Source organism: Lysinibacillus sp. CTST325, from assembly GCF_054665055.1.
Map to the genome: position 1 here is coordinate 190,736 of NZ_BAAFHO010000001.1, position 13,184 is coordinate 203,919.

Sequence of the window (13,184 nt, forward strand, 5' to 3'; positions counted from 1 at the left end):
GCATCCTCGCATGTCTAGTTTATTTAAAATTTTTCAGCTTATCGCCAATGACATCACCGAAAGAGAAGCCTGTGTTTTCTTCTGGCAATTCATAGTCGACAACTTCCTCTGCCTCAGGATTTTCAAGTAAATCCTTAATGCTTAAAGCTAAGCGACCTTCTTCAGCATTAACGTCAAGCACTTTTACCTGTACCTCTTGTCCTTCTTTAAGAGCTTCGTGTGGCGTGTTAATATGCTTATGCGCGATTTGCGAAATATGCACTAATCCTTCTACACCTGGGAAAACTTCTACAAAAGCTCCAAATGAAGTAAGACGTTTTACTTTCCCATCTAGCACGGTTCCTTTAGCAGCACGCTCTTCGATGTTCGACCAAGGTCCAGGAATCGTTTCCTTAATGGATAGCGAAATACGCTCATTTTCAGGGTCTACAGAAAGGACTTTTACCTTCACCTCTTGTCCTTCTGATAAAACCTCGCTCACATCACTCACATGCTCATGAGACACTTGTGAAATATGCACAAGGCCATCAATACCACCAAGGTCAATAAATGCACCAAATGATGCGATACGCTGTACTTTACCATCTAAGACATCGCCAGTTTTAATCTGGTTAATAACATCTTTCTTTTGAGAAGCTTTTTCAGCTTCCACTACAGCACGATGTGATAAAATCAAGCGATTTTTTTCTTTATCTAGCTCAACAATTTTAAAGCTAAGAGATTTGCCTTTATAGTCTTCAAAATCATCAACAAAGTGGTCTTCAACTAGGGATGCTGGAACGAAGCCACGTACTCCTAAATCAACGACAAGACCACCTTTAACAATATCTTTTACTTCCGCTTCAAAAATTTCCTCAGCGTTGAATTGTTGCTCAAGTGTATCCCATGCTTTTACAGCATCTACTTTACGTTTTGATAATACATAGTTTTCTTCTTCAACTTTTGTAATCATCAACTCTAACTCATCTCCAACAGAAATTACGTCAGACGCTTTTTCAATGTGTAAGCTTGATAATTCACTTATTGGTACAATACCGTCAAATGGTGCACCTGGAATTGAAACAGTTACTGCTTTTTCATCAACTTGCTCTGCAATACCTTTGACGATATCACCTTCGTTAAACGTTTGTTCTGCATAGTTCATTTCTTCAGACATATGTAACCCTCCTTCGCATCTTCCCTTACTATTTTATTCGAAATTGAAGATAAAGACAAAAATAAATCCTTTAAATTCAAAAAATGTCTGAAATTTTAGGATTTATACCATTTTTTCTTGCGCTAATTTTAAAATGGCCTGTGCTGCTTCATCAATTGACAATGCTGTCGTATCTAAAAATACGGCATCTTCTGCCTGAATTAGTGGCGATGCTTCACGCTCGCTATCCATTTTATCGCGCAGGGCAATTTCTTCCTGAAGCTTTTCAATAGAAGATTCAATTCCTCGCTTTTGATTGTCTATAAAACGACGTCTTGCTCTCTCTTCTACAGTTGCAGACATAAAAATTTTTAGTTCTGCAGTCTTTAATACATGCGTAGCAATATCGCGCCCATCCATAACGACACCACCATTAGCCGCAAGCTTTTGTTGCTGTGCTACTAATAGTTCACGTACTTTAGCGTGTGCTGCTACTTGTGAAACAGATGAAGTTACCTCATTAGATCGAATTTCTGCCGACACGTTCTTCCCGTCTAAAAAGACAAGTTGTCCTTCAGAAGAAGGCTTTAAATCCATTGTGCTCGATGCTAGCATTTCTGCTAATTTTGTTTCATCATTTAAATGTATGTTTTGTTGCATTGCTTTATACGTCACAGCACGATACATAGCACCTGTGTCGATATAAGTAAATCCAAGTGCCTCTGCAACAATTTTCGCGATTGTACTTTTCCCAGCACCAGCCGGTCCATCAATCGCAATTTGAATGTTTTTCTTCATATTTCCCCCTACTTTCTAACACACCATATTGTATCATAAAAAAGCCCTCTTTAAGCAGAGGGCTTTCTTAAATCAAAATACTACTCGATTTGAAGGTGTGTAAACTCCCTGCAAAATTTCATGGAATATTCCACTCACCAATAGAGGTTGGGAAGACCCACCAATTATGCCTCGGCATAATGAAGTCCGGAACCGGCTTTGAAAAAGTCAAGCATCAAAAGGATTGATTTCTTTACGACGATTCACTAATTGACGTTCAAAGCAGAAACGAACAATATGCTGTTGGTCTACATCATCAGTATCTGTTAGTTGAATAGTTGCCATTTTTTTATCATCTTTTTCGTATATACGAACAACCGTCGCATCTGTGACCACGTATTTTACATCCCCATTAGCAAATGGTAAAACGATTGTTAGCTGAACCTCATCATCATCTTGGAAAGCAATTGCCCCTTTCAAGGTCACTGCCAAACCACCTGCGCTAATGTCTGATGTTACTAGCTGATGTTTGTAATCCTTAAACTGTATCGCTACATCCACAGACGTTTCCACACGTACATATTCACGACGTTGAATTTTGATAAAGTCATCTTCCTTTGGACAATGCAACATAATCATAGGTATATTACCAGCTTTACGTCCAATCACTTCAGTATTGAAAGCAAAGGATTGTTTATCCTCTGTTCGAAAAGTTGCTCTAAATTCTGAACCATCTATTAGAAATGCAGTTTTCTTTGTGGCAACATTTATTGGATAATCAATATAAACAATATTTTCTTTTTGTTCTACAACTTTACAGCGGAATTTTTCAACACGCTCTGTATAAGTTGGTTCTAGTTCTAATTGTGTACCAATTTTTATTTCCATGAGCATCTCCCCGAACACAAATATACATTTATTATCGCATGAGATGCCCATTTTGGCTATATCAACTGGTAGTTTTTTCTTATATTAAGTTAAATATTCCACTTTTAAAACATTGTGATTTTCAGCGTCAATAACAATTCGGAATGTTTCTTGCGCGTTTTTATCACGGACCGCAATTACCTCATAACAAAGACGTTGTTCAAACGAACCGTTATCTGTATAAATATTTCTCACTTCTTGTACTTTCACATCATTATCGAAGAAAGTTTTCCAATCAATTGGTTTTGGAGTTTGTGGTTTAATCGTCTCTGCCTGAATGTATTCCATCGCATTTGCACCAAGTAACTCACCTGTATCCTTAGCAAGTTTCAATTGCACCCCATCTGCATAAATCAATGCATTATCGCCAGGGTGAACACGTGCAAATGTCACATGCCATGCTTGGTGGTTTTCACGAGATTCAACAAATGCAACATCATTCATTCCAAGTCGTTTTACATATTCTTCAGCTTTTTTCATAATTTCATCTTGTGATAACCTTGCTTCATCTACTGGACGTTCCACTAAATAGGATATTAAATGTCCACCCTTTTCTGTTAGATCGACATATCCTAAACGAATGTCTTGGTGGAATTGGATATGATAAAACGGATATGGTGCAGTATCGCTACTTTTCGTCACAGTAAATGTTGCGTCTTTTATGATAGGGAATAATTGTTTTACTTTTTCCAACGCTTCTTTTTCAGTAATGACTGAATCTTGTAATGCTTTAAGATCTATTTTTTTCTGCCAATCCGATTCGCTTAATGTAAGTGGGAAGTCTTTTTCGCTGTAATCCTTTAATGTCTTCTGCACATTATCAAATGTTGTATTTGGGTTCTTCGTATCTACTTGTCTTAACCAGACATCCATCTTACCGTTGTTTTTATAAAAATCTACTGTTGCAGCTGACCATTCATCAGAAAGTGATTGTAAATTAGTTGAGATTTGTGGCATTTTTTCTCGCCAAGCTTTATAATCACCAGTTTTAGATGTTTTCTTTGCCTCATCTCCTAGACGTCCTAAGTAACTTAGCCAGTCGTTCGACATTTCCTGCCCGATAGGAATATTCGACATCGAAGATCGAACGTCAGAGCTTAGTCGCCAAACGGAATCTAATTCATTGTGAATGGCATTGTCATCCTGAAACAATAGAGACTGTGAAACAGCTTGTTGTAGATGCGATAATTTCTCTGATGCATCCGTTAAATTATCTGTGTACTGAGCTAGCACAGTACGTTGTAAACTTACATTTTTTCCGTGCATATTAATGCTATATGCCCCTAAGCCAATAACTGCCGCAGTGAGTATAACGAGCATAGTTCTCATTTGTTTTCCTCCTTTCTATGAACAGAAAATGTGTTCTCCAATTCGTTTAATTTGAGGTCGTGACCAAATCCACTTACTTGTAGCTGTTTTCGGATTAAAATAATACAATGCATTTTCTGAAGGATCCCATCCATTCATAGCATCGAGAACTGCTTCTTTTGCACGTTCATTTGGTTCAAGCCAAATTTGTCCATCTGCCACCGCGGTAAATGCCAATGGTTGGAAAATTATACCTGAAATAGTATTTGGGAATTCAGGACTTTCCAAACGATTTAAAATAACAGCCGCTACAGCTACTTGACCTTCATAAGGCTCTCCCCTAGCTTCACCATAAACCGCATTCGCCATTAACTGTACATCTCTGTCAGTATACTTTGGAGGTACTTGAGTTTTAGTACCATTGTTATTAGTACTACCACTACTTTTACCTCCTCCTCCACCGCCGCCAGTGTTTGTTTTCACTTGCTGTTCAAGTGGCGTTCCACCATAATAAGTAAATTGATTTCCTGCATTTAATTGCGCTTTGACCCATCCTTCATCGTAATCTGAATAACCCGATAAAGTTTTTTTAGTTTTAGCACCGGCTATTCCATCTACTGGTAAACCATATTTCTCTTGGAAAATTCGTAAAGCCCAATATGTGTTATAGCCAAATTTGCCATCAATTTTACTTTTATAAAATCCTAAGTATTGTAGCCTTGCCTGTAGCTCAATTACATCATCTCCATAAGCACCACGAGAAATCTGTTGCTCGGTAAATGCAATGGCGTCATTTTGTGGAATAGCAAATATACTAATTCCCAACATCAAAGCAAAAACTATGCTTACTAAACGCATTATTATCACTCCTTTTTTTCATAGCTTGAAACAAACGACTCATTTTATACATATCAATTTTGCCTCGGCAAAATTGCGTCTGGAATCGGCTTTGTGCTTAGACCAGCACGAGGGCCAACACGATGTTGGTCATTGCGGTAATGCCACAGGACGTGGCGCTTTTACCGATGCAGGTCAGTTAGCCTAAAATCCTTTAAGAGCTCCTTTCCGATTCCGTGACATCCGCCGGAGGCTTTGGGCCAACGTGATGTTGGTCACTCTGTCGTTGCCACAGGACGTGGCGTTCTTAGACTGAGTTCCCCTCTCAGCAAATGTTTTCAGTTAAAAATAGAAAAGCGCAGAAATCTTTTTTAGATTTCTACGCTTTATATTTTTTTATGCATATGCAAATGTTGTACTAGGTGATAGTGAGCGAGCTTGACTTTCCGTAGCCCAAACCACCACAAAAATAGCATAAAAGGGATCATTAAATATACCCAATACCCTTTGAATGATAAAATTGTATTATATAAAATGTGTAATACTACCGGTGCACAAATCGCCATAGCAATCATTTCTTTCGTTTTTGCAAGCTTAGAAAACTTGGCACGTCCATAATAATAGCCCATAACAACACCGAACAAAGCATGACTGGATACAGGTAATAATGCACGCATAAATGCAGTATTCAAACCGAAAGAAAATAAATAAAGCACATTTTCTATCGTGGCAAAACCAAGAGATATACTTGCACCATACAGTATGCCATCATAAGGATCATCGAATTCTACATGATTGTAGATTGCGATCAAAAGAACAAACCATTTAAAAAATTCTTCAACTACACTAGAAAAAACTACATCTTGTAGATAAAGATAACGAAAGACCCCTTCCTCTGTTAGTACATATTGTAAGAACAAGATTGGGAACGTTAAAAATGCGCCATACAAAAACGTTTGAAGTAAGGTTCTTCTTGGCTCCGTTGCCATCTGATTGCGCAAATAAAAGTAACTAAAAAGCGCTAGACCGGGAGCAATGGCAGCTGATAATATAATGATCATGATGCCGGCTCCTTTCAAAAAATCAATTTCGCCTTGACATAATTATGTTAAGATTTTAAAATTCGTGACATCCTTCTAATGCTTAAACCAACAATGTTTTCTGCGCGAAAGCGACAGCGGCAGCAGCAAATCTATTCTTGCGCGTAAGCGAAGCGGCAGGGCATAATGTTGGTTAACTTTGGCGTTTTCAAAGGATGTAAAATTTCTTTCCCAAGTTTATCTTTTTCTACCGATTATTGGACACCTGCATAAAAAAATTATATCCGTATATCTCAGGTGGAAAACTTATGAGACATTAAGCTTCCGTTTTCGACAATAAATATCTATTACATGAAGATAAACTGCTATTATTATACCATGATATGACATAAAACTTTTTAAAAGGAGATAAATATTTTTTATGAAAAAAACAATTTTATTAATTCATACAGGCGGAACAATTTCTATGGCAATGAGTGATGAAGGTGCCGTTATGCCAAACAAAGAAAATCCTTTAATGAAGGAAAGCAGTAAACTTAATGCACTTGCCACAATTATTGAAATGGAGGCTTTTAATCTCCCATCACCACATATTACACAAAAAGAAATGCTTAAATTACGTAATCTTATTATTGAAAAAGTTGCAGAGGAGAAAATTGATGGCGTTGTTATCACTCATGGTACTGATACATTAGAAGAAACAGCTTATTTTTTAGAGTTAACGACTGATTTATCAATTCCTATTGTATTAACAGGTGCAATGCGCTCCTCAAACGAACTCGGTGCAGACGGTATTTATAATTTAGTAGAAGCAGTTCGTGTGGCCGTTGATGAAGAAGCTCGTGAGAAAGGTGTGCTTGTTGTCATGAATGACGAGGTCCACCTTGCTGTTAACACGACAAAAACAAGCACTAGTTCGGTAAATACCTTTCAGTCACCTCAATATGGCCCGATTGGACTTATTACAAAATCAAGAATATTATTTCATCATGCCCCTATCCGCCGTCAATATGTAGAAATTGATAGATTATCAAAACGAGTAGCCATGCTGAAAGTGTATGCTGGCATGGAGGTTGACTTACTTGATGTAGTACTCGCATGTAAATATGATGGCGTTGTGTTAGAAGGCCTTGGACAAGGCAACGTCCCTCCAGCAGTTGTTAAAGGTATTGAAAGTCTTTTAGAGCGCGGTATTCCTGTTATACTCGTATCCCGTTGTTTTAATGGTATCGCTGAAGGAGTATATGGCTATGTTGGCGGTGGCAAAATGCTCGAAGATTTAGGAGCTATATTTGCAACTGGTATTAATGGTCAAAAGGCGCGACTAAAATTATTAATTGGGCTCAACAAAGTAGGAACTCCTCTTGATTTAAAGGAATTTTTCATGTAAAGCTAATGTATTCAATATTCAATTAAGCTTATGCATCTCCAATTTGCTTATAATAATTCAAGATTTTATGTAAATGATTGATTGCTATCTCAAAATCCGGCTGAATAACTGAGAGCTGTATGAAATCTCTTTGACGTAAGTATTGGCTATCTGCATGAACATAATAACCATTTAAATTTAAATCTCTCTGTAGATTTGCCAAAGTCTTAGGAAGTTGTAAAGTAATCAGCATCGGATACTGTCTAGTTGAAACTTGGTAGTGCATAAATGGTAGTTGCAGTAATGTTTTAAAACGTTGCTGTAACTGTCCATATCTTTCTGGATACGCTTGTAATGCTGCAGTAACATTTGCAACAAGTACTGCTGGTAATGTAAATGGAATCGCGCCTTGCTGGTAATTAGCTAAATCGAGATAAGCAGGTAATGTTGAAGAAGATTTCACCATGTTTTGCGAAAAAATAAAAGCCAAACCACTGAGCGCACCAATTGCTTTTCCACTCACTGCAGTCGCTAAATAACAATCTTTTAAAGAAAATGACATTGCTCCGAAAGAACTAATGCAATCAATGCAAAGCTTTATATTATATCGTTTTGTAAGCTGTAAAATTCCCTCTAAATCATTACAAGTACCGGTCGACGTTTCTCCATGTACTACAAGAAGCCATTGATAAGATCTTTTTCCCAAATAAGCGTCTAAAATATTTGTATCAAAGGAACTTCCCCAATCTTGCTCAATTACATCAAAATCCAATGACCATCTCTCTGCTTGCTTTCGAAGACGTTCTCCAAACTCACCATTTGTTAAAATTAGTCCACGCCCTGATTGTTGAGCCTTCAATTGCCCTAGCATAACTTCATTTGCCAATGTCCCAGTTCCTACAATTGTAGCTACATGCTCTGCTCCTGATAATTGTAGCAACTTATTTCTCATTTTCTCAAATAATGATTGAAAGCCTAACGAACGATGAGAAAGCTCTGAATACATAAATGGTTCTCTTTGTTTCACTGGACCTGGATAAAAAGTATGGCACTCCTTCGCCAGTCTTTGCTGTAAAGACTTTTCAAACTGCTGTCTCGTTAATATCATTGGTAAAAATAAAGCATCCTCGGTCCCTGTAGCAGGTGCAAATTGGGTAAAGCCCATTTGCTTATAAAGCTTCTCTTCACGAGTAGTACCTGAGATAACCGCTGCCGAATAGCCTTTTTCGTATGCAAAAGCAGTCAATGCCTGTGTCAATTTCAGCAGTACTCTTCCTGTTCGGTATGCCTTCTTGACGGCAAGCAATCTAATTTCACAAAGTTTAGTACTAATCTCTTTTGATAAATACTGCTCAACCTTTCCTATCTTTTCATCAATTGAGAACGGCCTACGATCTCTAAATGCAAGCATGCCTATAAGTTCTATTCCTTTATAAACAACAATATACGTATTTTCATGATGAAAACGGTCAACTTTTTTTCTTTCGGGGTTTGGTTTATGCTGTGGAATTTCTTCGACAAAGGTTTCATAATTTAATCGTGCAATTTCCTCAAACTCCGCTTCTGTATGCGCAATTTTACACCAATACATATAATCACTTCCTTCTCTCTAAAGCCTCTTTAATATTCGACATATGTTTAATAAGCACAATACTTATTGCTACTAGTATCGGTATGTATAACAGTAATTTATCTGTATAAACAATCGCTCCAACATATAAGACAAAGCCGCCTAACATACTAAGTGTTAAAGCTCTAGTTACACTGAGCGTAATAGATGTCCCTGCAACCATCATGAAAAATAAGCTTGGAGATAATGCCAGACCTACACCTATAAAAGTGGCTACTCCTTTTCCCCCATTAAACTTAAGCCAAAATGGAAACATATGACCAAGCATGCCCAAACTAGCGCCTAAAACAATTACCCATTCTTCGAAATGCAATAAACGCCCTACACCAACAATGAGCGCACCTTTTAAAGAATCCCCTAAAAAGGTCCATAGAAAAGCACCTTTCCCAATCACACTACCAGCATTCCTAGCCCCTAAGTTTTTACTTCTTTCTTCCTGTAAATTAACACCATATGCTTTACCTACAACATACGCCGTCATAAAGCTCCCTATAATATAACTCAGAATACAATATAATCCAATCATTCTTTCACACCTTTTTTATCAACTTCCATTAGACAAATTATGTATTATCAGCATAACGTGGGGTTGATTTCCGTGATGACTGGGCGCTTTCCTGGGGGCATCTGATGAGCCGCTTATCGGCTCTTTCCGTCGTTCTGGCCTTTCTTTCCGTCGCTTCGGCTCTTTCATCCGTCGCTCTGACACTTCTTTCCGTCACTCTGTTCTCTTTCCGTCGTTCTGGCCTTTCTTTCCGTCGCTTCGGCTCTTTCCGTCGTTCTGGCCTTTCTTTCCGTCGCTTCGGCTCTTTCATCCGTCGCTCTGACACTTCTTTCCGTCACTCTGTTCTCTTTCCGTCGTTCTGGCCTTTCTATCCGTCGCTTCGACTCTTTCATCCGTCGCTCTGGCACTTCTTTCCGTCGCTTCGGCTCTTTCCGTCGTTCTGGCCTTTCTTTCCGTCGCTTCGGCTCTTTCATCCGTCGCTCTGACACTTCTTTCCGTCACTTCGGCTCTTTCCGTCGTTCTGGCCTTTCTTTCCGTCGCTTCGGCTCTTTCATCAGTCGTTTCTTTTTCTTTTCGTCGTTCCGGCTCTTCTATCCGTCGCTTCGACTCTTTCATCCGTCGCTCTGACCCTTCTTTCCGTCACTTCGGCTCTTTCATCCGTCACTCTAGCCCTTCTTTCCGTCGCTTTCTCTCTCCTATCCGACGTTTTAAAAAAAGCTGTATAAGCTTATATGCCTATACAGCTTCTCTTGCTATTTTGCTCTTTTGTCAATTGTCTTTGCAATACTATCGCCATGGAAACGGCCATTTTCAATAAAAATTTCATTGGCATTATTTCCAGCTGCAATAACTCCCGCAATAAATAATCCTTCTACATTTGTTTCCATAGTTTCTGGATTAAAGAAAGGACGACCCGTTTCATAATCAATAGAGACACCCATAGCTCGAATAAATGAATGATCTGGATGATAGCCTGTCATAGCAAAAACAAAATCATTTTTTAAAGTTTTCTTGCTACCATCAATTTCTACTATGACCTCATGCTCTCGGATTTCCAGTATATTCGTATTGAAATGCATTTTGACTTCTTCATTTCGTACTACACCTTCAAATTCTGGTAAAACCCATGGCTTGATGCTTGGTGAATACTCACTACCACGATAGGCAACTGTGACGCGAGCTCCAGCCTTATTCAACTCAAGCGCTGCATCTATTGCTGAATTTTTTCCACCTATTACGAGAACATCAGTATCAAAAAATTCATGTCCCTCTTTAAAGTAATGGAAGACTTTCGGCAATTTCTCACCTGGGATGTTTAAAAAATTCGGATGGTCATAGTAGCCTGTTGCGATCACAACATAAGGTGTTGAATAGACCTCTTTATCTGTCGTTACTGTAAACACCGCTCCATTTTTCACAACGCTATTTACTTTCTCGAAGCGGTTTACTCGAATATCTTTCAAACGTACAACTTCTCGATAATAAACTAGTGCTTGATTTCGCTTTGGTTTACGACCTTCAATAATAAAGGGAACATCACCAATAGCTAGTCGTTCACTCGTACTAAAAAAAGTTTGATGCGTAGGGTAATTATAAACCGCATTTACGATATTGCCTTTTTCAATGACAATTGGCTTTAATCCAATATTTTGCAAGGCTATTGCTGCTGCTAAACCACATGGGCCTCCTCCAACAATAATTGCATCTACTTGCTGCATTTCTTGACACTCCTATCAACTTTGTATCAGCAATTTGCTAATACTTTCAATAATCGGGCTTTTACCGAATAAATCCTTATCGCTTCCATTATACGCCTTCAATCGAGTTTTGGTTGTTTATTTACCCGAAATTTCAATGTCAATAATATGACACTGTGGTCTCGCACCAAGTCGGAAAGGTAATAATGTCGTACCATAGCCGTTACTTACTAACGTCATCACACCCTCACGCTCCCGATAAGAGCCATTAGGATGCACACCGTACGGACCCATTCTAATTTGACCACCGTGTAAATGCCCACCAATCATTAAATCTGCTCTAAATTTTGCACGGACTCTTGCAAAAACACCAGGGTTATGTGAGATGAAAACAACTAAGTCTTTCTCTCCTACCTTTGCAAATGCTTCATCAAAGCTATATTTCATTGTAGATGTGTCTTCAATTGCATTTAGCCAAAAGCGGTTTTTTTTAGGTAGTAATACAGCATCATTCGCGATGATCTGAACACCATGTTCCTGCAAAATACTTCGTAATCGTCCTTCACCTACTTCTCTGTCATTATTACCCCATACAAAAAAAGTCGGTCCTAAAGGAGTTAATAATTTTAGGTTGTCATGAATACGTTGAATAGGTGTGCGTCCATCTGCAAAATCTCCACCAATAATAACAGCATCAAACTGACCATCTAACTGTTCAATCATCTGGCGATTAATTTTGCGTAAATGTGTATCCGAAATAAAAAATAGTCGGATTTTTTCCTGTTCACCCTTTAATAACAATTGATGATGCAAAACATTATTTTCATGTGCCACCTTCAACATATAAAGCAGGAACGCGATGACTACTAAAACAAATAGTCCAAAATAAATCATTCCTTCACATCTCCTTACGAAAGCAAAAAGACGATTCGTTATAATGAAGAATCGCCTTTTCACTAAATCAGACGTACGTCTCAACCATATTTGGTGTTGACGTTTGTCCATTATTTTATACTAGAAAAACATAATTGCCAAAGAATGACACCCGTTTTCTTATGGTAGCTTAATCACTTGCCCAATCATTACATTATTTGAAGACATACCGTTTGCTGCACGAATTTTCGCTAGTGTTGCTTCGCTGCCATCACCGTAGTGATTCAATGCAATACGATATAGATTTTCATTTGCTTTTACAGTATGGGTACTTGCATTTGCAGATTGTTTTGCTTCTTCTGCTTTCCGTGCTTCCTCAGCTTTACGCGCTTCATCGGCCTTTCGTGCTTGTTCTACTCTTCTAGCCTCTTCTGCTTGTGCTATTCTAGCTTGCTCAGCTTTTTTAGCTTCGTCGGCTTTTCTAGCTTCCTCTGCCTTCTTGGCTGCTTCTGCCTTTTTCGCTTCCTCAGCCGCCTTCTGCTCAGCTGCTAATTTCTCAGCGTCTTTCTTAGAAGGCTCCTTTGCTTTGTCTGCTTTATCTTTGTTTGCTTTATCGTCTTCTTTTGTTTTGTTTTTGTCAGTTGACACAGGTACCTTATCATCATCCCCTGAATTGTCAATTTCTACAATTTGATCCGAAGATTTTTTTTCAGCCTCTTCAATTGTTGTTCCAGGTTCATAGAATTTCAAAAAATAGACTAATATCGATAATGGAATTAAGATAAAAATTACAAAAAGAATCGTCATTAATGGCGGTTTTCGTTTTGTATTACTTGGCTTTTTATTGTCATTTCCATTTTTCTTCATTCTTGAAACTCTAGATAAAGCTTGCTGTTCTTTTTGTTCTTCTTCAAAAGATTGACGATGTTCTTCGATTTTATCGCGATAATCTTCTTTACTCATTCGCCGTTCCTCCAACCTTACTACGCTTTCTATCATTCTATTATGACGAATTTTGCGAAAAAAGTAAATGACCGTCAGTTATAGTCTAAAAAGGACATATCACCATAACGTGGGGCTTGGGCG

At 38.3% G+C, this 13,184-nt stretch carries 13 protein-coding genes; 2 read left to right on the forward strand and 11 right to left on the reverse strand.

From position 1 onward, the window contains the following. Nucleotides 1-19: 19 nt before the first annotated feature. The 6 genes from rpsA to prsW all read right to left on the reverse strand — a co-directional run bounded on the left by rpsA (nt 20) and on the right by prsW (nt 6,045). The gene (rpsA, locus tag ACYQ73_RS00980; RefSeq protein ID WP_460010733.1) at nt 20-1,156 is read right to left on the reverse strand and encodes a 30S ribosomal protein S1; all 1,137 of its coding nucleotides are present in this window, start codon (nt 1,154-1,156) and stop codon (nt 20-22) included. 102 nt (nt 1,157-1,258) lie between these two features. Beyond that, nucleotides 1,259-1,933: a (d)CMP kinase gene (gene cmk / locus ACYQ73_RS00985; RefSeq protein WP_460010734.1), complete on the reverse strand. Its 675-nt coding sequence runs from the start codon at nt 1,931-1,933 to the stop codon at nt 1,259-1,261. 207 nt (nt 1,934-2,140) lie between these two features. Then, nucleotides 2,141-2,800 (reverse strand): flagellar brake protein, encoded by a 660-nt coding sequence (locus ACYQ73_RS00990; protein WP_460010735.1) that lies wholly within the window; start codon nt 2,798-2,800, stop codon nt 2,141-2,143. 84 nt (nt 2,801-2,884) lie between these two features. Then, nucleotides 2,885-4,168 carry a PepSY1/2 domain-containing protein gene (locus tag ACYQ73_RS00995; protein WP_460010736.1) on the reverse strand — a complete coding sequence of 428 codons (1,284 nt, stop codon included), beginning with the start codon at nt 4,166-4,168 and terminating at the stop codon, nt 2,885-2,887. Between the two features lie 15 nt (nt 4,169-4,183). Beyond that, on the reverse strand, nt 4,184-5,005 hold the full coding sequence (gene sleB / locus ACYQ73_RS01000) for a spore cortex-lytic enzyme (protein ID WP_460010737.1): 822 nt from the start codon (nt 5,003-5,005) through the stop codon (nt 4,184-4,186). A 365-nt stretch (nt 5,006-5,370) separates the two neighbouring features. Then, complete coding sequence (prsW, locus tag ACYQ73_RS01005) at nt 5,371-6,045, reverse strand: glutamic-type intramembrane protease PrsW (RefSeq protein WP_460010738.1); 675 nt, start codon at nt 6,043-6,045, stop codon at nt 5,371-5,373. A gap of 400 nt (nt 6,046-6,445) precedes the next feature. On the opposite strand from prsW, the gene ACYQ73_RS01010 reads away from it, so the two are divergent. After that, complete coding sequence (locus ACYQ73_RS01010) at nt 6,446-7,414, forward strand: asparaginase (protein WP_460010739.1); 969 nt, start codon at nt 6,446-6,448, stop codon at nt 7,412-7,414. A 28-nt stretch (nt 7,415-7,442) separates the two neighbouring features. Here the strand turns inward: ACYQ73_RS01010 and ACYQ73_RS01015 are convergent, their stop codons facing one another. Beyond that, nucleotides 7,443-8,984: an aminotransferase class V-fold PLP-dependent enzyme gene (locus ACYQ73_RS01015; protein WP_460010740.1), complete on the reverse strand. Its 1,542-nt coding sequence runs from the start codon at nt 8,982-8,984 to the stop codon at nt 7,443-7,445. A gap of 4 nt (nt 8,985-8,988) precedes the next feature. After that, on the reverse strand, nt 8,989-9,549 hold the full coding sequence (locus ACYQ73_RS01020; protein ID WP_460010741.1) for a glycerol-3-phosphate acyltransferase: 561 nt from the start codon (nt 9,547-9,549) through the stop codon (nt 8,989-8,991). A gap of 104 nt (nt 9,550-9,653) precedes the next feature. Between ACYQ73_RS01020 and ACYQ73_RS01025 the strand changes: the two genes are divergently transcribed. Continuing rightward, nucleotides 9,654-10,013, forward strand: coding sequence for a hypothetical protein (locus ACYQ73_RS01025; protein WP_460010742.1), 360 nt, complete (start codon nt 9,654-9,656; stop codon nt 10,011-10,013). A 267-nt stretch (nt 10,014-10,280) separates the two neighbouring features. Here the strand turns inward: ACYQ73_RS01025 and ACYQ73_RS01030 are convergent, their stop codons facing one another. From ACYQ73_RS01030 to ACYQ73_RS01040, 3 genes are all read right to left on the reverse strand, one after another. Next, entirely contained in the window at nt 10,281-11,246 is a 966-nt protein-coding gene (locus ACYQ73_RS01030; protein WP_460010743.1) for a YpdA family putative bacillithiol disulfide reductase, read from the reverse strand. A gap of 117 nt (nt 11,247-11,363) precedes the next feature. Continuing rightward, nucleotides 11,364-12,119 (reverse strand): metallophosphoesterase, encoded by a 756-nt coding sequence (locus ACYQ73_RS01035; protein WP_460010744.1) that lies wholly within the window; start codon nt 12,117-12,119, stop codon nt 11,364-11,366. Between the two features lie 159 nt (nt 12,120-12,278). Beyond that, nucleotides 12,279-13,061, reverse strand: a complete 783-nt coding sequence (locus tag ACYQ73_RS01040; protein WP_460010745.1) for a LysM peptidoglycan-binding domain-containing protein — start codon at nt 13,059-13,061, stop codon at nt 12,279-12,281. Between the last annotated feature and the right edge of the window lie 123 nt (nt 13,062-13,184).